At 45.3% G+C, this 17,922-nt stretch carries 19 protein-coding genes; 13 read left to right on the forward strand and 6 right to left on the reverse strand.

The genetic code is table 11. The features are described from left to right. Nucleotides 1–57: 57 nt before the first annotated feature. Complete coding sequence (locus PSE7367_RS22140) at nucleotides 58–291, forward strand: hypothetical protein (RefSeq protein ID WP_015166239.1); 234 nt, start codon at nucleotides 58–60, stop codon at nucleotides 289–291. A gap of 251 nt (nucleotides 292–542) precedes the next feature. After that, nucleotides 543–1,427 (forward strand): ACP S-malonyltransferase, encoded by an 885-nt coding sequence (gene fabD / locus PSE7367_RS15215; protein WP_015166240.1) that lies wholly within the window; start codon nucleotides 543–545, stop codon nucleotides 1,425–1,427. 9 nt (nucleotides 1,428–1,436) lie between these two features. Here the strand turns inward: fabD and PSE7367_RS15220 are convergent, their stop codons facing one another. The 5 genes from PSE7367_RS15220 to dnaG all read right to left on the reverse strand — a co-directional run bounded on the left by PSE7367_RS15220 (nucleotide 1,437) and on the right by dnaG (nucleotide 6,092). Beyond that, complete coding sequence (locus PSE7367_RS15220) at nucleotides 1,437–2,006, reverse strand: Uma2 family endonuclease (protein ID WP_015166241.1); 570 nt, start codon at nucleotides 2,004–2,006, stop codon at nucleotides 1,437–1,439. 38 nt (nucleotides 2,007–2,044) lie between these two features. Beyond that, nucleotides 2,045–2,614, reverse strand: coding sequence for a Uma2 family endonuclease (locus tag PSE7367_RS15225; RefSeq protein ID WP_015166242.1), 570 nt, complete (start codon nucleotides 2,612–2,614; stop codon nucleotides 2,045–2,047). 144 nt (nucleotides 2,615–2,758) lie between these two features. After that, nucleotides 2,759–3,241, reverse strand: a complete 483-nt coding sequence (locus PSE7367_RS15230; protein ID WP_015166243.1) for a PH domain-containing protein — start codon at nucleotides 3,239–3,241, stop codon at nucleotides 2,759–2,761. Between the two features lie 179 nt (nucleotides 3,242–3,420). Then, nucleotides 3,421–3,771 carry a photosystem II reaction center protein Psb28 gene (gene psb28, locus PSE7367_RS15235; protein ID WP_015166244.1) on the reverse strand — a complete coding sequence of 117 codons (351 nt, stop codon included), beginning with the start codon at nucleotides 3,769–3,771 and terminating at the stop codon, nucleotides 3,421–3,423. Nucleotides 3,772–4,130: 359 nt separating this feature from the next. After that, nucleotides 4,131–6,092: a DNA primase gene (gene dnaG / locus PSE7367_RS15240; RefSeq protein ID WP_015166245.1), complete on the reverse strand. Its 1,962-nt coding sequence runs from the start codon at nucleotides 6,090–6,092 to the stop codon at nucleotides 4,131–4,133. Between the two features lie 685 nt (nucleotides 6,093–6,777). Between dnaG and PSE7367_RS15245 the strand changes: the two genes are divergently transcribed. The 11 genes from PSE7367_RS15245 to PSE7367_RS15295 all read left to right on the forward strand — a co-directional run bounded on the left by PSE7367_RS15245 (nucleotide 6,778) and on the right by PSE7367_RS15295 (nucleotide 16,796). Beyond that, nucleotides 6,778–7,344, forward strand: a complete 567-nt coding sequence (locus PSE7367_RS15245) for a Panacea domain-containing protein (protein WP_015166246.1) — start codon at nucleotides 6,778–6,780, stop codon at nucleotides 7,342–7,344. A gap of 425 nt (nucleotides 7,345–7,769) precedes the next feature. Further along, nucleotides 7,770–9,080, forward strand: coding sequence for a glycosyltransferase family 4 protein (locus PSE7367_RS15250; RefSeq protein WP_015166248.1), 1,311 nt, complete (start codon nucleotides 7,770–7,772; stop codon nucleotides 9,078–9,080). A gap of 389 nt (nucleotides 9,081–9,469) precedes the next feature. Then, nucleotides 9,470–11,032 (forward strand): site-2 protease family protein, encoded by a 1,563-nt coding sequence (locus tag PSE7367_RS15255; RefSeq protein WP_015166249.1) that lies wholly within the window; start codon nucleotides 9,470–9,472, stop codon nucleotides 11,030–11,032. 318 nt (nucleotides 11,033–11,350) lie between these two features. Then, a complete protein-coding gene (locus PSE7367_RS15260; protein WP_015166250.1) occupies nucleotides 11,351–11,563 on the forward strand; it encodes a hypothetical protein in 213 nt (70 codons plus the stop codon). A 398-nt stretch (nucleotides 11,564–11,961) separates the two neighbouring features. Next, nucleotides 11,962–12,513 carry a hypothetical protein gene (locus PSE7367_RS15265; protein WP_015166251.1) on the forward strand — a complete coding sequence of 184 codons (552 nt, stop codon included), beginning with the start codon at nucleotides 11,962–11,964 and terminating at the stop codon, nucleotides 12,511–12,513. Nucleotides 12,514–12,871: 358 nt separating this feature from the next. Then, entirely contained in the window at nucleotides 12,872–14,686 is a 1,815-nt protein-coding gene (locus PSE7367_RS15270) for a proline--tRNA ligase (RefSeq protein ID WP_041698536.1), read from the forward strand. 352 nt (nucleotides 14,687–15,038) lie between these two features. After that, the gene (locus PSE7367_RS15275; protein ID WP_015166253.1) at nucleotides 15,039–15,314 is read left to right on the forward strand and encodes a hypothetical protein; all 276 of its coding nucleotides are present in this window, start codon (nucleotides 15,039–15,041) and stop codon (nucleotides 15,312–15,314) included. Beyond that, nucleotides 15,315–15,842, forward strand: coding sequence for a helix-turn-helix transcriptional regulator (locus tag PSE7367_RS15280; protein WP_015166254.1), 528 nt, complete (start codon nucleotides 15,315–15,317; stop codon nucleotides 15,840–15,842). It begins immediately after the preceding gene. 86 nt (nucleotides 15,843–15,928) lie between these two features. Further along, entirely contained in the window at nucleotides 15,929–16,198 is a 270-nt protein-coding gene (locus PSE7367_RS15285) for a BrnT family toxin (protein WP_015166255.1), read from the forward strand. Then, nucleotides 16,188–16,397 (forward strand): hypothetical protein, encoded by a 210-nt coding sequence (locus PSE7367_RS15290; RefSeq protein WP_015166256.1) that lies wholly within the window; start codon nucleotides 16,188–16,190, stop codon nucleotides 16,395–16,397. Before PSE7367_RS15285 ends, PSE7367_RS15290 begins: the two co-directional genes overlap by 11 nt. A 75-nt stretch (nucleotides 16,398–16,472) precedes the next feature. Further along, nucleotides 16,473–16,796, forward strand: coding sequence for a hypothetical protein (locus PSE7367_RS15295; protein WP_015166257.1), 324 nt, complete (start codon nucleotides 16,473–16,475; stop codon nucleotides 16,794–16,796). Nucleotides 16,797–16,826: 30 nt separating this feature from the next. On the opposite strand, the gene PSE7367_RS15300 is transcribed toward PSE7367_RS15295, so the two are convergent. After that, the gene (locus PSE7367_RS15300) at nucleotides 16,827–17,525 is read right to left on the reverse strand and encodes a calcium-binding protein (RefSeq protein ID WP_015166258.1); all 699 of its coding nucleotides are present in this window, start codon (nucleotides 17,523–17,525) and stop codon (nucleotides 16,827–16,829) included. Between the last annotated feature and the right edge of the window lie 397 nt (nucleotides 17,526–17,922).

The raw sequence follows: 17,922 nt of genomic DNA on the forward strand, positions 1-17,922 counted from the left end.
GGTGCTGCTGGACACCCAGAGTAAGATTAACTAATGCAGTTTGGTTAGGAAAGAACCATGAGCAAAGTAATTAGCATAGTAGTGTCTTTGATTGTGCCAATGTTCATCTTTCAGTTTGTAAAGGTGCTGGCACGAGGGGTCAGATATGTCAATTCGGCCTCTTCAGTAACATCAGGGCTGAGAATGATTGGCTTTGGCGATATGCAAACCGGGATTGTGGTGATGATGCTCTTGTCACTAATCACCTACATTGTGACAATTCAAATTGTTGGCAAGCGTAGCGATTATTAGGTTAGTAAATCGATGGTAATCAATATAGTTACCGAACTTGATTTATATATGGTTAGCGATCGTAACTATTTAATTAATTAAGTTATAACTAGAAAACTCAGTTAAAGAACGAGCCAAGTTTTCGGTAAATTAGAAAACTGGGGAGTTTGCTTGTGTAGCAGACTTCTTCGACCTGTTTAGATCCAAAAACGTTGTATTAATCATCAATTTACATAAATAGCTTTAGAAATAGAAAAATTAAAAAATAAATTATGACAAAAACAGTATGGGTATTCCCTGGGCAAGGTTCCCAGTCCGTTGGTATGGGTGCAGATTTGCTGGTGGTGGGGAAAGAAAAACTCGACCAAGCAGAGGCGATCCTGGGCTGGTCGATCGCCGAAAAGTGCCAGAGCAGCGCCGAGGAACTAGCCAAAACCCAATTTACCCAACCCTGTTTATATACAGTTTCAGCAATCCTGGCTGACTTGCTCAAGGCTAAGGGGATAAAACCTGATTTGGTGACGGGGCATAGCTTAGGGGAATACACGGCACTTTATTGTGCTGGCGTGATTGATTTTGCCGCCGGTTTAGAACTGGTTAAACAACGATCGCTGTTGATGGCGGCGGCCAGTGGTGGTGCGATGACGGCTTTGATTGGTTTCGATCGCCCTTTACTAGAAGAAACTGTTGCTAAGACCGAAGGGGTAATTATTGCCAATGACAATAGTGATTCCCAGGTGGTGATTTCTGGCACCAATGAGGCAGTGCAAAGCATTTGTGATGCGGTAAAAACTAAGCGGGCGATCCCCCTGGCGGTGAGTGGTGCATTCCATTCGCCAATGATGGCTGAGGCGGCGACTAAGTTTGCCCTAGCCCTAGCCCAGGTAGAATTTAATGATGCCAGTGTGCCTGTTATTTCCAATGTCGATCCCTCTGAGGCAACTAAGTCGGGCGCAACCCTGCGCGATCTGGCGATCAAGCAAATGACCTCACCGGTGCGTTGGCGGCAGATTTGCAATTATCTGGCGGCAAATGAATTTAAACAGACGATCGAAGTGGGGCCTGGGAAGGTCTTGACGGGGTTAATTAAGCGCAGTGTGCCAGGTATGGCGTTGGTAAATGTGAGTAATCTAGAGCAGGTTGAAAAGGCAGGTTAGTCTTTTTTGTCAATTCGCCGCGCCTAAAATTTGCGCCACCGCGATCGCTACTTCGGGGAAAGCCTGCGGGGAGAGGCTCTGAGTACGATCGTAGCTGCTTACTTCTGCATAGCGATCGGTTGCAGGCTGACGATGCACCTCAATGCATTGATCATTCAGGTTCACAATCCACAATTCTTTGATGCCAGCTTCCGCATATAGGGGCATTTTGGTCTGGCGATCGAAATCGATCGTGGTGTCTGCCACTTCAACTAAAAGGTAAACATCAGCGGGAGTAGGATGCGCAGATTCGTAATAGTCATCTTTTCGCCTGAGCAAGCATACATCGGGTTGTGGTAAAGAATGGTTAGCGATTTGAATAGGATTCTGGACATTGGTAATAACTTTCTGCCCTAGTTTTTGCGTAAAAACATCGATTAAACGCATGACGCAAGCAGCATGTTTAGAACCGATCGGCGACATTTGAATGATCTCCCCACGAATTAGCTCAACCCGATCGGCAGCAGTCAACACGCCAACTTCGTGCATCCGATGATATTGCTCAACGGTGAATAATTTTCTGAGTAGTTGCGTAGTCATAAGCACCTCGGCCAAATGAAATTTATTAATCGTCACTGTTAACTACTCTGGCCGAGAATTTGCGCCACCGCGATCGTTACTGCTGGGAAAGCTTGGGGGAAGAGGTTCTGGGTACGATCGTAGCTGCTTACTTCTGCATAGCGATCGGTTGCAGGCTGATGATGCACCTCAATGCATTGATCATTCAGGTTCACAATCCACAATTCTTTGATGCCAGCTTCCGCATATAGGGGCATTTTGGTCTGGCGATCGAAATCGATCGTGGTGTCTGCCACTTCAACTAAAAGGTAAACATCAGCGGGGGTAGGATGCGCAGATTCGTAATAGTCATCTTTTCGCCTGAGCAAGCATACATCGGGTTGTGGTTCGGAATCAGTTGGTAATACTACTGGACTTTGAACACCAACAATTACCCGATCGCCAAGTAAATCGCTAAATAACTTATTAAGTCGAAAAACACAGGCAGCATGTTTAGAACCGATCGGCGACATTTGAATGATCTCCCCACGAATTAGCTCAACCCGATCGGCATCGGTGAGTACGCCAACTTCGTGCATCCGATGATATTGCTCAACGGTGAATAATTTTCTGAGTAGTTGCGTAGTCATAAGCACCTCAGGTAGCGATCGGTGAACTATTCAAGGATTTGCAACATTAAGTTTTAACCAATACAAATAAGCTACTTACTCAATAGTTGATTAGAGATTCAGATGATGATCCTAATTTTATGCTATCTATAATCTATCCGTGATTTATTCATAGTCGATCTCCCTAACGCCCTTACGCTCTCTGCTTTGCTCGACACTTTCACGCAACCGCTCCCGCAGCGTATTTACATCACCTACGGCCGGAATAGTAAGCTGTGGCGTAGATTTATCCGAGGTATCCAGTACCACATTCCCCAAACCAATCAAGCGAAAGAAAAAAGGTTCCTCAACGGTTATATCCTTAACTCGATATAGCTCTAGCTCATTGGTGACCCGATTAAAAATGCCCGTGGCAAAGCGCACCCGCTCGGTGGTGATTTCAAAGGTTTGCGATCGCACTTGCAAAAAGTGGTAGGCGGCGAAGGTGAGGGGCAAAAGAAGTGCCAGCAGCAAAATCCAAAATTTAGTTATCACTGCCCCAGCAATAATTACGATCACCATCAAAAATGACAATGCATATATGCCCAGGTTCAGTATTTGTGAGGGCGCACCACGCCAAATCACCCGTTCTTCGCCATTTCCAGTCATATCTGTGGTCTGCTCCTAACTCAACCGTATCCTTCAAGTTTAAAGTGTAAGCGATCGCTAGGTTAATTCAGTTAAGTTGGCCAAGCGCTGAAGCTGCTGAGCGATCGATTGTAATCTCAATTCCCGCGCAATCGTCTCAATAATTAACCAGAGCGTTGGCAACCTCGATTCATAACTAGCTATTGAAATTCAAACCCATTTTGATCGGCATAGCGGTGCAGAAAACGCATCACCCGCTCCCAGTCTTCATCATTGCTCACTTCAAAGCTACATTCCGCTTCACCTTTGGGATTTTCTTCGTCTTCGCCAAACTTGAACTTAATTCCCGTGGGCGTAACCTGAATATCCCCTTCTTCATCGCGGAGCCACAGGATATCGATTTTGTTGGTGAAGCTGCGAATATTTTCGATCGCTCTGACCTGCTCAAAAAATAGCACCACGATCTTGACTTCGGTATCACGGCGCTTGCGCAGGCTAATATTGGCAAGCTCTTCGTCTAAGCCTTCAATAAACTGGACTCTTGCAGTCATTATTGGTTCTCCCTCAAGTTGATTTTTCGCTAATCAGCTATTTAATCAATCGCAACCTTGCCAATTTAAATAATTACAGCTATGCATAGGGACAATCACTAAAAGCGATCGCTATTACAACGCATTCCCGCCAGAAGTCTTGTGACACCATAAATGAATTATTGGTAAATATGGCTTCCAGCCGTGGTTATGGCCTTTAGTCAAAGTGGCAAGCGGTTTAGCACCTTACACATTTAGTACATATCTAGTACATCTGCTATGTCAAGAATTCTTGCAGCGCAAAAGGTCTAATTAACAATCAATTAGCTAGCTCATAGACTCTTTAGCTTACCATTTGAGGCTGATTTAACTTAAGGCGATCATAGTTCCTGATAGCCATCCTCTTCCCAGGTGACCGTTTCCAGCAGATCGGTAAATGTCACACTCACTTGTTTTTCAAGACTATTGATGTAGGCTTTCTCTGACATAATCTTAGTCTGGTAATAGTGTCCCAGTTCAGGATTAGTTTTGAGATCGGTTTTCTCCCACAGATGGTATAAGTAACGGAATTTTTTCTCGCTCATAGCTAGTTGAATCTTGGCAACTGCTGCTCTGACCACCATCGTCGGGCGTAGCAAAGCCACTTTGGTATTTTCATCCAGCCATAGTAAATGATGCAATTGTTGTGCTAGTTCTGGCAGCTCGGCACATGTTACCTGTAAGTGATGAATAAGGTGATCTGAACTTGGTTCTTCCGCCACCAAGGAAGTTTCGCCGAGATCTAACATCTCCAGGATCATTTGCCACAGGTGGCGGTGATTAGAAAAGCTAAAAATAATATCCGCTTCTCTCAGAGCTTCCCAAACCATATGGCGATGTTCAGGGAAATGTAAATAGATTTGTAGAATTTGCATTTCCGCCAGTTGGATCACTGAATCATAGCGGATGTGTGACTGTTTTTTATGCCCATACCAGCGATGTCGCCGCAGTTGCCTCCGCAAGTCTTGTTCTAGCTGCAATAGTAGCTTGGCATTTCCCTGTGACAACTTTTGGGCACAAATATGAATATAGTGAGTGCGAATATCTTTATCCAATAGTAGATTGAGAAATTGAGTCAAAGCTTTACTAGCCTTCTGGAACTGGTCAGCTTGGTCAAGGCTATAATTCTCCAGGGTGCGATCGATTTGCCAGTCCAGATAGAGCGGCGCAGCTTCTAATAGTTCTAAGTAGGCATCAGCATTGTTTTGTTTGCTGTCTTGTTTGAGGAACTCATCCGCATCCTTACCATCGGGCATGGTCAATACCCGCAGTTGCACCGTGCCATTAAAGACCAGATCCTTAAACCCAGCGATCGCCTTTTCCGCCGCCGTTAGTCCTGCTTGATCCGCATCAAAATTCAGCACTACTCGCTTGGATTCGCTGTAGCGCAGCAGTTGCCGCACCTGGTTTTCACTCAGAGCTACACCCATTGTGGCCACAGCCTGTTTGATTCCTGCCTGATGCAGCGCGATCGCATCAAAATAGCCCTCCACCACGATCGCCCGATCGCCTTTTGCAATCGCATCCCTGGCGTGGTTCATGCCATAGAGAATCGTGTTTTTCTTGAATAGCTCCGTTTCCGGTGAGTTTAAATATTTGGGCTGATCATCACCAAGCGACCTGCCGCCAAACCCAATTACCCGATCGCGGGTGTCGCAAATTGGGATCATGAGGCGATCGCGGAATCGATCGTAATAGCCATTACCAGCTTTGCGCGGCACAATCAAACCCGCTTGCTCGATCAGGGTAACCGGTAGACGTTTTTGCTGCACCAGATAACCATGCAACGTATCCCAGCCAGGGGGAGCATAGCCCAATTGAAATTTCTGGATTGTTTCCAGGCTCAGTTGCCGTTTTTCGATTAAATAGGTCAGCGCTTCCTTGCCCTGGGGTGAATGCAGCGCGTGCTGAAAGAAGCTAGTGGTTTGCGCCATAATCTCATAGAGGCGCTCCTGGTGCGACAATTGCCGCTGAATCTCCTGAGCTTTGCCTGGTTCCAGGGTGCGGATCGAGATGCTATTTTTGCGTGCCAGATCGATCACCACGTCGGTAAACGATTGCTTGCCGATCTCCATCAAAAACTTAAACGCATTCCCACTCACGCCGCAGTTAAAGCAGTGATAAAGCTGTTTGACCGGATCTACAGAAAAGGCACTGCTATTGCTGCCACCATGAAACGGGCAAGCACCGCGCAAGTTTTTACCACTCTTGCGTAAAACCACGTATTCAGACACGACATCAACGATATCAACGCGTTGACTCACCTCATCGATCGTGTCCTGGTGGAGCTGAATGCCTGCCATTAGTGGGGGTTACGCTGCTGCGATATCAATGCTCAAGAATGCCTAGAAATCCCTAAAAGGGTGGGTGAATATGACAATACTCTATGTTCAAGCTAGATCGGCTTAATGCCAGCTTCAACCAATTACCAGCAATCAATAATTACTAAAGAGACAAAATTAATAGTTAGATTATTTATGGCGTGTCGGCAGATCGTAAGTTGCCTGAATATATTTGAGTCAAGTCTACCAATCCCAGACGATTAAATGGTTTGAATTAATTGAATGAATTAGGCCAATTGCCTTATACAAACAACTAATCAAGGTAGATCTACCTGATTAAATGCCACCATATTTGTAAATTAAAGCAAGGCGATCGAGTTATAGATAATCCAGATTAATAAGCATAACTGAAGCAAGCTGTTAATGCTGTATCTGGGTAAACTTTATCGATTTAGTGTCGTCCAAAATGTTGATTTGGGCAATAGATGCAGGGCATTAAATTTTTCAAGTTACATGACTACACCATAATACCCTATCAAGATTGAGATGATTAACTTTGAAGATGGCAGCAGTCACATTCTCATTTTTTTTGATAACGGAACGGATATTTTTGTGTAATGAAATTGAGGCGAAAACTTAATTGGCTGTAGGATAGTTAAGATCTGAGGATAGTTAGGATTTATGGTCGCTCATCAGGAAATGAATCATGATCGAATTTAGGTTTGATATCAAAAGCACGACCCAAGCTGCGGCAATGTTCTTGAAGCTTAATGGCCAAGATCGCCCCATGAAATATTTGGGGCTAGTTAAACTTCTCTATATGGCCGATCGTGAGGCTCTACGACGCATGGATCAACCAATTACAGGAGATAAATACTGCTCTATGGACTTTGGTCCTGTGCTTAGTGAAGTATATGACCTGATTAAAGGTAATAGACTTGTGCCAGAAGAGGACAGGGCTTTTTGGGCTGAGCACATTTCCGATCGCCAAGATCATGAAATTACTTTGCTTAAAGATCCAGGCAATTCTGATCTATGTGATGAATTTGAGAATATAATTAGTGAGGTTTATAGCAAATACGGGAATATGGATCGCTTTGATCTAGCCGATCTAACTCACTGGTTCCCAGAATGGCAATATCCTAATGGAAGTTCTATACCAATTCCTGCAGAGAAGATTCTTGAGGCTCTTGGCAAAGATGCTCAAGAAATCGCTGAGATAGAAAGTGAAGTGGCAGCAGAGAGATATCTGGATCAGATTTTGAATGTCTAGTGGCAGCCCTCAAATAAGTCTCAATGTTGGTGATTCCCTATTAATCCAAACCCCTCCGCGAGGCTGGCATCTTTATATAGTTATTGCGCCAACTACAAGTAGTAAGTATCTTTTCGTAAATGTAACTACGCAAACCCCTGATTCAGAGACCTCTTGTGTTTTAGAACCAGGAGGTAATATGCCTACTTTTATAAGGCATCCGTCAGTAATTGCATACAAAAAATATCCAAGGGAATATGATTCCAATCAAATAGCGAAGCTAATGTCGCTAAGAATGTGTAAATACAAATCTCCTTTCCCACCTGATATTTTGAGAAATATACAAGATGGAGCCTTAGTCTCACCGAACCTCAAGAACAAGTACAAGAACTATGTGAGAGGATATTTGGGCTTATAGGTATTAAGAAGAATTGATACTCAAAATAATGCTCGAACACCTAAAAATTGCCGTAATCCATGAATGGTTTGTTGATTATTCCGGTTCGGAGCGGGTAGTTGAGCAGATCTTAAAAATTTTTCCCCATGCCGATCTTTTCGCCACGGTGGACTTTCTGCCCGATCGCCTACGCGGATTCATTCAACATAAAAAAGTACATGCCACCTTTATTCAAAACCTGCCCTTTGCCCGCACTAAATTTAGATCCTATTTGCCACTGATGCCCCTGGCGATCGAACAACTCGATCTTTCTAGCTATGATTTAATTATTTCCAGTTGTCATGCGGTGGCCAAGGGGGTACTGACTGGCCCCGATCAGTTGCATATTGCCTATGTGCATTCACCGATTCGTTATGCCTGGGATTTGCAACATCAATATTTAAAAGAATCCGACCTAGAACGTGGGATCAAAAGCTGGCTAGCCCGCTGGTTCTTGCATCAAATCAGGCTTTGGGATTGCCGCACCGCCAATGGGGTCGATCATTTTGTGGCCAATTCTAACTTCATTGCCCGACGAATTCAAAAGGTCTATCGGCGCGAGGCCAGGGTAATTTATCCGCCGGTAGATGTGGCTGCTTTTAGCCTAAATCAAGATCTAGCCAAAGTGACTGATATCGATCGCCACCCTGAACAGCCTGCTCAAGGAGCGATCGCAGCGATTAAGAAAGATTTTTACCTGACTGCATCGCGGTTTGTGCCATACAAGAAAGTTGATTTGATTGTGGCCGCGTTTCGGCAGATGCCCAGCAAACAATTATTAGTGATTGGTGATGGGCCCAACCTACCTCAGGTACAGGCGCTCGCCCAGAACTGCCCAAATATTACGTTGATTGGCTATCAACCGCCCGAAAAATTAAAAACCTATATGCAACAGGCCAAAGCCTTTGTATTTGCAGCCGAAGAAGACTTTGGCATTACGCCAGTGGAAGCCCTAGCAGCAGGCACACCAGTAATCGCCTATGGCAAGGGTGGAGTCTTAGAAACAGTGATCGGGCTGGATCATGGCCATGCTCAGAACTTGGCGCAAGAACCATTACGATCCAACAATCGAGATCTCGCGGATGGTGAGCAAATTGAGCTGCGATCGCCCAAATCACCCACCGGTATATTCTTCCGGCATCAGACTGTTAATAGTTTGGTTACTGCCGTGGAAAAATTTGAATTGAGTTATGATGAAATCTCCTCTGCATGTTGTAATCAGAGTGCATTAAGATATGCGCCAGCACGTTTCCGTCAAGAGTTTGCCGACTATGTTAATCAGGTCTGCACCGCACATTTTGGTGATAGGCTAGGATCTTAAGATAAAAGTTATAGCTTGGTTAACAAAATGCTGAACCAGTCCCTAATTACCCTGGGTATAGTGGTAAGTTGACTTTGAGTTGGTAGCAAGTTAGTAGCGATCGCCCCATTGTGCTAGATTATTTTACCCCTAAGCCGATCGCTAATCGTGATCTTTAAGATATCCAGTCTTTCAGATATTTTGCAACAGCAACGTTAAAGCAAATTCTATGGGTTGACTGCGATCGTAATGCCCTTATAGCAAAGGTTGCAGCAATTTTTATTTAGCATTTAACCAAATTTGATATTATTCCTGGTAATTGCCAATCCAAGCGTAAATTCTCACCTTTAATTTAATTTAGTCTGTTAATTAATCTGCGTAAACATATAAAGCCAATTTAAGCCTGTTTGATGGATATGACCTCTGCCGCCCCTCAATATTTAATTCCGATCTTAGTTGTGGTCACCGCCGCCGTGATTATTAGCTGGGGCTATGTGCGATCGCGCCAACTAGGTAAGCTTGGTTTGCTGTCATGGTTGCAATTGGTTGTCCTGATGGGGCCTTGGCTGGTTTATTTTGGCTTGTTTCTATCTGGGATATTTGTCAATTTTGCCTTGCTCTTATTGCTCCTGGTCATCTCCACCGTGGGCTACATTTATGTGGGTGCAAAACTAAGGCAAGCTGCGATCGCTGAGCGCGAAAAATTGAAGCAGAATATGATGCTTGAACAACGCTTGTCAAGTAAAACAAATGCAGATCAAGCCTCGAATGGTGATAGCCAGGAGGAAGCCAAGCAGGAAGCAGAACAAGCCAGACTTAGCTCGGAGATCGGTGCAGCCCTGCGCCAGCTTAATCAACGGCCACAGATGCCCAAAGAAGATATTAAAACGATCCAGGGGATTTTTGGGGTGGATACGTTTTATGCCACGGAAACCCTGCCCTATCAAGAAGGGGTGATCTTCAAAGGCAATTTACGTGGTGAACCCAGCGAAGTCCATGCAGAGCTAGCGGCAGCTTTGCAAAAAAGATTACCAGATAAATATGATCTGTTTTTGGTGGAAGGCCAAGACAAACGCCCAGTGGTGGTGATCTTACCTCAAATTGATATTGATGCAGTAAACCCCATGCAACAGAAAATCCTGGCCGGATTACTGCTGGTGGGTAGTTTTGCCACCTGTGTAGCGCTGGGCAACCAACTGCAAGAAATCGATATTATGCAGACCAATCAAATTATCAACGCCCTGCCCTTTGCGATCGGCCTGGCACTGATTCTGGCCGGACGAGAACTGGCTCAGCGCTGGATTGCCACCAAATACGATCTAAAAATCAGTGTGCCCTTTTTCTTGCCATCCCTGCAACTTGGCTGTTTTGGTGGATTTAGCCGTTTTCTTTCGCCCCTGCGCAATCGTCAAGCGCTTTTTGATGTGGCAATCGCCCCCTCGATCGCCAGTGGCGTACTTTCCTTACTAATGTTTGTAGGTGGCTTACTTTTGTCTAGCAATGGCATGGGCAATGTGGAAGTGCCGACCCAAATATTTCAATCCTCTTTGCTGGCTGGCATTCTCGGTAAATTAACCCTGGGCGAAGCGCTACATGCCCAGTTTGTGGCGCTCCATCCACTGGTGGTGTTGGGTTGGATTGGGTTAGTAATCACGGCCTTGAACCTGATGCCGGCTGGGCAACTGGATGGCGGTCGGCTGGTGCAAGCAATCTATGGCCGCAGAACCGCTGGCATTGCTACGGTTTTCACCTTGATTTTTCTGGCGGTGGCTACGTTTGTAAATCCCCTGGCATTGTACTGGGGCGGGATTATTTTAATTCTGCTGCGGGATCTAGAACGACCGATGCTAAACGAAATTTCTGAGCTAGACAGCGATCGGGATGCTCTGGGTATATTCGCGCTGTTCTGGATGATCGCTACGATCATGCCCATGACCAAGATTGTAGCGGCTCGGCTTGGCATCGGTGTTTAGAGCATATTTGAGCTTGAGAGCTTTGCGATCGTTTGCTCTCGCACGGCTCAGGGCAAATTGCTCAGATTTTCGATAACTCTCTCCAGCTAAGGCTCTCCAGGAATTTCCTAATATTAGTGCTACAGGTATTTCGAGATTTGGCTTGTTCTAATAAGTTGTGTTTATGGGTTAGATATGTAGGCATAGGCAGGCATAGATAGTAAGACATACCTACCATTTGCTTAACATATATCTACAGGATCATGCATCACTACATCATTTACTGTTAAGTTATGAAACATAGAAACAGTAAATTATTACATCAAGGAAATAAAGAACATGGCACAGCGCACCACTACCGTTGACGATCGCGGACTTATGAACAACTTCGCCTACGAACCCCCTGTATATGTAGATGAAGAGCAAAGAGTTGGTTTCACTGAGTTTGCCGAAAAGTGGAATGGTCGCTTTGCAATGATCGGCTTTGTGCTGTTGCTGTTGATCGAATTTGGTACCGATCAAGGTTTCATCAACCTGGTGCAGTCCATGTAGAATTCAGTAATTATTAATATCGGTTTGCATAATCGATCGGTTTGGCAATTGGTTTAATGCTCAAATAGCCGGCTTCAAACACTTGGCAAAGCAAGTTGAACTGGTTTTGAACATCTCAAGCATAGTCAGACATAAATGATAAATCCAAGTAAATAGTGTTTAAATGCTGGGGCTAGAAATAGCTCCAGTTTTTTTGCGACTTTATACAATCGTAAGTAAGCGATCGGCAAAATTGAACTTATCGCTTTACTTAATTCCAACTCAGGCATAGTATGATGTCGGGCAAATTCCTGCTGGGTTAAATTTTAGTTTGCTTCTATGTTGAGGCCAATTGAAATATCTGGTGTTGACATTAGCAGGAAAGCAAATCCAAGTTGAGTATGAGTGAGAGTTTACCTATGGGTTTGGGAAAGGAAAGAGGAGCAAGCCGCGATCGCAAATCATCCGTCTGGTGCCGTTTTGCAGCAATGGTGGCGTTGATTGGTGTGGGCACATTGGCGATCGATCAGGCAATGCAGGCGCAGGTAAAAACGCCGTCGCGGACTGCCAAGAAGGAAATGCGATTATTTGAGGACTTGCGACTTTCGCCCAAATTCCAACCCGATCCGCAATCGGTACTAGGGATCAGTGGCGGCGCGGTGGAGATGCAATCGGAGTCTGGCAAAGCCCAATCGGAGACGGGGCCTTGTTTGGGTTTCATTGATACGGTTCCCGATCACACGATCACGCTTACTTCTGGGTTTAGCTATCTCAAAATTCAAGTGCTTAGCTCTGGCGATACGACCCTGTTTGTGCGGGGGCCGGGCGGCAGTTGGTGTAATGACGATGAGGCCAATCGCAACCCGGAGATCGCGGGGCAGTGGCTACCTGGCACCTATGAGGTTTGGGTTGGTTCGTATCAGAAGAATGCTTCTTATCCCTATGTTTTGCAAGTAGGCGAAGTTGAGTAGGGTCTAGTTTTTTAGGCAATGTGTTTGGTTGGGGCGATCGAAAAGGGTCGCCTTAATTTTTTATTTTAAATCTGCTGTTTTTCTATTTTATATCGTTTGATAGTGAGGTAGTGGCGATCGGGGCTTGATGGGTTTATGGGTAACAATTCTGGTCACAGAAAACCTAAGACAAACACAAATGCAGGAGGATTTAACAAGATAGAGAAATCTTTTCGCAGGAGCGCTACTACTGCTGAACTATTATTCAATCAGCATAGAATCAATTATCTACAAATATTTAACCATCGCCGATCAGTTAACTGAGTCAATTGTCATACATTCAGCTAAAATCAACAGGTTAAAGTAAATTACAAATTTTATGCGGTTATCCCAAATGCTGTGGGTCACGTTACGCGAAGACCCCGCCGAAGCCGAGATCAAAAGCCATAAATTATTACTCAGGGCTGGTTACATTCGCCGCATCGGTAGTGGCCTCTATGCCTATTTGCCGTTGATGTGGCGGGTATTGCAAAAGGTTTCGCAGATTGTGCGCGAAGAAATGAATGCGATCGGCGCACAGGAATGTTTGTTGCCGCAACTCCAACCTGCTGAGCTATGGCAAGAATCGGGGCGCTGGGATACCTATACCAAAGCAGAAGGGATCATGTTTGCGCTGGAGGATCGCTCTGGCCGATTGGCTGGACTGGGGCCGACCCATGAAGAAGTAATCACCGCGATCGCTAGGGATATGGTGCGATCGTACCGTCAACTGCCCCAGTGTTTATATCAAATTCAAACCAAGTTCCGCGATGAGATCCGGCCTCGATTTGGCCTGATGCGAGGGCGAGAATTTATTATGAAGGATGCCTATTCTTTCCACGTTGATCAGGCCAGCCTGAAGGCAACTTATGCGGACATGGATCGTGCCTATCGGCATATTTTTAGCCGCTGTGGGCTGAAGTTCAGAGCCGTAGAAGCTGATTCAGGGGCGATCGGTGGCTCCGGCTCCCAGGAATTTATGGTGCTGGCCGATGCCGGTGAAGATGAAGTGCTCTACACCGAAGATGGTAAATATGCCGCCAATGTAGAAAAAGCAGTATCTCTGCCAGCCGAGGCGATCGCTTCACCCTTTGATAGCTACGCCAAGCGCGATACCCCAAACACCACCACGATCGAGAAATTGTGCAAGGTTCTCGATTGCTCGCCTACTGTGGTGCTTAAGCAGGTTTTGTATGAGGCCACCTATGATAATGGCCAAACGATCTTAGTGTTGATCAGCATTCGTGGCGATCAAGCCGTCAATGAAGTCAAACTGCAAAATGAACTGGTCAAACTAGCGACTAACTATGGTGGCAGTGCTTTGATTGGGTTGAAAATTTCTGATCCTGAAGCTCAGGGTAAATGGGCAGCGCAGCCACTCCCAACCGGCTATATTGCCCCTGATTTGGGTGATGATTATATTGGCAAGCAAAAGCAGTTAGCCAGTAAGTTCCTGCGCTTGGTCGATCGCACCGCCGTAGACCTGCAAAACTTTGTCACTGGTGCCAATGAATCGGGGTTTCATGTGGTGGGAGCCAAGTGGGGCAATCAATTTGAATTGCCGCCAGAATCGCAACAGGTGGATATTAGAACTGCAACTGTGGGCGATCGCGCTATCCATGATCCCACCCAAACCTTACAGTCAGCACGCGGCATCGAAGTGGGGCATATTTTCCAACTGGGGTTGAAATATTCCCAGGCAATGAATGCCACCTATACGGCTGAATCAGGACAGGAAGCCAATCCCTATATGGGTTGTTATGGCATCGGTGTTTCCCGGTTGGCGCAATCGGCGGTGGAACAATCCCACGACAAGGATGGCATCATTTGGCCAGTGGCGATCGCCCCTTACCATGTGATCATTGTGGTGCCAAATATTACTAATGCCGAACAAATGGCGATCGCTGAGCAGCTCTATGATCAACTTACTCAGGCTGGGATCGAGACTCTACTGGACGATCGGGATGAACGAGCCGGGGTCAAGTTCAAGGATGCAGACCTGGTGGGGATTCCCTTCCGGGTGGTGACCGGACGCAGCATTGCCAATGGCCAAGTAGAGATAGTCGATCGCGCCACCAAAGAAACTAACAATGTGGCGATCGAAACGGTGGTTGATCATCTGCAAACTGCGATTAAGTCTAAAATCCAAGCCTGAGCCTGATCTGCTTCTCTTTTTTAGAGCAAAGCAAACCAGAGCCGCGATCGCCCAAAATTTACCGTTGACCGCCTTACAAACTGGGCTTGGGTTCCGCTTTTAATTAACCTGGCACAATTGCCACTCAGTTTAATTTAATTATGATCTAGTTCCACCTCGCTTGGGTTGTCTATCTATCTAGGCGATGATGCCTGTTTTTTGCGAGTTTATTTTTTAATCTATTTCATTTCTGCTCAATATCAGCTATTATACATAAGAATAAAAATTGGTTGGCAATTGGCGATATTCCAATGCTTGTATTGTCACTTGACAACCAAAATCCTTGACTCTAATCTTCTAGGTAGTAGCTCTGATGGCAAGAAGGAAAAGACATCCCAAGCCAGAAATCGAAGCAGCACTCAAATATATTGAGCAGAATGGATGGCGGATTGAGGTGGGCGGCTCCCATGCCTGGGGCAAGATTCTCTGTCCATATAATGACGAGAAATGTAGAGGTGGTATGCGTTGCCGAGTGAGTATATTTAGTACACCAAGAAACCCTGGCGATCATTCAAAACTACTTCGTCGAGCGGTTGATAAATGCATTAGACATAACCTTATAGATGAACCTGGTACTAACGAGGAATAGATGATAGTTGGGTATGATTTTTGTTTGAAATTTGAGCTGAATGATTTGATCGATCGTGATGAATTGGTTGAGCGCTTGTATGAAAGTGGCTGTGATGATGCCTTGATTGGTACAGGTAGGGAAGGAAAGGTTGGCCTAGATTTTATTCGGGAGGCTGAATCTGCCTATGCCGCAATTTCCAGTGCGATCGCTGATGTCAAAAGGGTTGTACCGACGGCAACGCTAATTGAAGCTGCGCCTGATTTGGTGAGCTTAACTGATGTGGCAGAAATCTTAGGTTGTTCGCGGCAAAACGCCAGAAACTTGATCGTAGATTCTAAATCGATCGCACCGTTGCCTGTTTATGATGGTACGCCTTCGCTCTGGCATCTGGCGGAAGTTCTAAGCTGGCTAAAGGAAAAGAAAAATTATGCGATCGATGAAGCAACGCTGGAGGTGGCAAAGATCACAATGGGGCTGAATTTAGCCCGTAGTTGGCAAAAGGTGGATGCAAGTATTTCTGATCGGGTTAAGGCGCTGGTTGCTTAGTTTGCAATGGGATGATCGACCATATAACAAAGGGTATGCTCTCCCTGATTAAGAGCCCCTAAATTGCAGAATGATAAAATAGCTTGATGAAGTTTACATGGGATGAGAATAAAGCTCTAAGCAATATATCAAAGCATGACATTTCATTTGAGGAAGCTAAAACCGTTTTTGAAGATCTCCTGTATATCGATTTCTACGATCCAGAGCATTCAATCGATGAAGATCGCTACATCATCGTTGGTCAATCGAAGCAAGGACGATTGCTAATCGTGGCTTATGCAGAGAGAGAAGATTCAATTAGACTTATCAGTGCAAGAAGGGCAACCCGATCGGAAATCAAAATCTATGAACAATAATAAGCAAAAAGATCTAGAAGATGATTTGCTACCTGAATATGACCTACAAAGCCTAAAAGTGCGTCGATTTGGGTCAGAGCGTAAGAGCTTTGCCGGTAAGATCGTACGATTGGATGATGATGTCGCCGAGGTTTTTCCTGATGCTGAGGCAGTTAATCAAGCCTTAAGATCTCTAATCAAAGCAAGGCATGACAATTAAATTACAATAAGTCAGGCCGTGAAAGGTGATAGAGCCTAAAATTTAAAAGCATAGAATACTAGAGCAACAAAGCATATGCAATCGCGCAGCTACTTCTCCAAAGAACGCATTTACAACGCCCAAGAACTCAACCCCTACGAAGTGATGTATCTAAATCGCTTCCAGCAGTTACAAAACACCTTCGGCGATTCCTGCCAGATCTATGTCACGCTACAGGACGGCTTGCCCAGTTCCCAGGGGATCGGCGCTAAAATTGCCAAGCTAGACTCAAACGGTGTAGTAACGAATGCGGTGATAATAAAGTTTGCTGGCTTTGACCTGCTAGGGCAAGAAATTCTCGAAAAGATCCAGAATCATCTAGCTTCCGATGCCACAAATGAGTTAGTGCTCGAATGCTAAACAGTTAATTATTGGCGATAAGCTAATTTTTTAGCCGATCCCAAACAGCAACGCATCATCCACCACACCCAGCCGCGAAACCACATCACCAGCACTGACATCACGCACGATCCCCAGGATCAAATCTGAGCCAGGGAAGCGAATGATCGTATCGTTAAAATCAATGTTGCCGCCAATAAAGTCCGAGAAATCCTGCGAGTCATCATAGACCAGCGAGAAGCGATCGATCCGGGCATCAAACCCAATTACGTCACTTTCCGCCACATCAAACCCCACAATGATCTCAGCGCGATTGATCTCAGTGGTAGTATCATCCGATCGCAACACATACAAATCAGCGCCCTCGCCACCAATCAGCGTATCTGAGCCCAGATCGCCAATTAACGTATCCAGACCGCGATCGCCATAGAGCGAGTCATTGCCCTGGCCACCCCGCACAATATCATTGCCATCGCCACCGCGCACCTCATCCTGGTCACGATTGCCATTGACAATATCATTGCCGCCTTCACCATCAATAAAATCATCGGTGCGACCACCAATCAAATAATCATTGCCAAGATTACCAATCAGGCTATCATTACCCGCATTGCCATTAATGCTCTCTGCATCCAGGGAACCACGAATTGTGTCATTACCGTCAAATGCCCGCACCCCAGCGGGAAATGCCGCCAGATCGCCAGGACTGAGCAAGACAAAATCATTACCTGCCGAAAGATCAAAAAACATGAGCTACTCCCGCTAAATATTGCTCGATCGCGGTGAGTTTGCACAAATACCGTGACGTGTTACAAACTCGCCGAAACCTTACCACCCATTATTAATTGATCCTATTGACTAGATTTTGGGGCGATTAGTTGCCCGATCGCCAATAGATTAAGCATACCAGTCGAAGCGATCGCACAGCATAGCAAAAACAGCCCTGTTAAAAGATCAATCCTCGATCGCTCATCGATGATCCCGAACAAAGCTGCCTTATGGATTAAAAATACTTGCGTATTTTAAATGTGTTGTAGTCAATAAGATTTAAACAAGCTAGCCCAATCAATACTTCATGACTTCATCCAGATCAGCATTTATTAAGTGCTAAGTAGTTAAGTAAGTAAAGTAGATTGAGGCTAAAGCT

This window comes from Pseudanabaena sp. PCC 7367 (assembly GCF_000317065.1).
Taxonomy (GTDB): domain Bacteria; phylum Cyanobacteriota; class Cyanobacteriia; order Pseudanabaenales; family Pseudanabaenaceae; genus Thalassoporum; species Thalassoporum mexicanum.

Bases quoted from the DNA above. Each gene is read 5' to 3' on its own strand.
- PSE7367_RS15255 (WP_015166249.1), top strand. From the start codon at position 9,470: ATGGATATGACCTCTGCCGCCCCTCAATATTTAATTCCGATCTTAGTT.
- fabD (WP_015166240.1), top strand. From the start codon at position 543: ATGACAAAAACAGTATGGGTATTCCCTGGGCAAGGTTCCCAGTCCGTT.
- PSE7367_RS15250 (WP_015166248.1), top strand. From the start codon at position 7,770: ATGCTCGAACACCTAAAAATTGCCGTAATCCATGAATGGTTTGTTGAT.
- dnaG (WP_015166245.1), bottom strand. From the start codon at position 6,092: ATGGCAGGCATTCAGCTCCACCAGGACACGATCGATGAGGTGAGTCAA.
- PSE7367_RS15280 (WP_015166254.1), top strand. From the start codon at position 15,315: ATGATAGTTGGGTATGATTTTTGTTTGAAATTTGAGCTGAATGATTTG.
- PSE7367_RS15290 (WP_015166256.1), top strand. From the start codon at position 16,188: ATGAACAATAATAAGCAAAAAGATCTAGAAGATGATTTGCTACCTGAA.
- psb28 (WP_015166244.1), bottom strand. From the start codon at position 3,771: ATGACTGCAAGAGTCCAGTTTATTGAAGGCTTAGACGAAGAGCTTGCC.
- PSE7367_RS15275 (WP_015166253.1), top strand. From the start codon at position 15,039: ATGGCAAGAAGGAAAAGACATCCCAAGCCAGAAATCGAAGCAGCACTC.
- PSE7367_RS15225 (WP_015166242.1), bottom strand. From the start codon at position 2,614: ATGACTACGCAACTACTCAGAAAATTATTCACCGTTGAGCAATATCAT.
- PSE7367_RS15285 (WP_015166255.1), top strand. From the start codon at position 15,929: ATGAAGTTTACATGGGATGAGAATAAAGCTCTAAGCAATATATCAAAG.
- PSE7367_RS15260 (WP_015166250.1), top strand. From the start codon at position 11,351: ATGGCACAGCGCACCACTACCGTTGACGATCGCGGACTTATGAACAAC.
- PSE7367_RS15265 (WP_015166251.1), top strand. From the start codon at position 11,962: ATGGGTTTGGGAAAGGAAAGAGGAGCAAGCCGCGATCGCAAATCATCC.
- PSE7367_RS15300 (WP_015166258.1), bottom strand. From the start codon at position 17,525: ATGTTTTTTGATCTTTCGGCAGGTAATGATTTTGTCTTGCTCAGTCCT.
- PSE7367_RS15245 (WP_015166246.1), top strand. From the start codon at position 6,778: ATGATCGAATTTAGGTTTGATATCAAAAGCACGACCCAAGCTGCGGCA.
- PSE7367_RS22140 (WP_015166239.1), top strand. From the start codon at position 58: ATGAGCAAAGTAATTAGCATAGTAGTGTCTTTGATTGTGCCAATGTTC.
- PSE7367_RS15270 (WP_041698536.1), top strand. From the start codon at position 12,872: ATGCGGTTATCCCAAATGCTGTGGGTCACGTTACGCGAAGACCCCGCC.
- PSE7367_RS15220 (WP_015166241.1), bottom strand. From the start codon at position 2,006: ATGACTACGCAACTACTCAGAAAATTATTCACCGTTGAGCAATATCAT.
- PSE7367_RS15230 (WP_015166243.1), bottom strand. From the start codon at position 3,241: ATGACTGGAAATGGCGAAGAACGGGTGATTTGGCGTGGTGCGCCCTCA.
- PSE7367_RS15295 (WP_015166257.1), top strand. From the start codon at position 16,473: ATGCAATCGCGCAGCTACTTCTCCAAAGAACGCATTTACAACGCCCAA.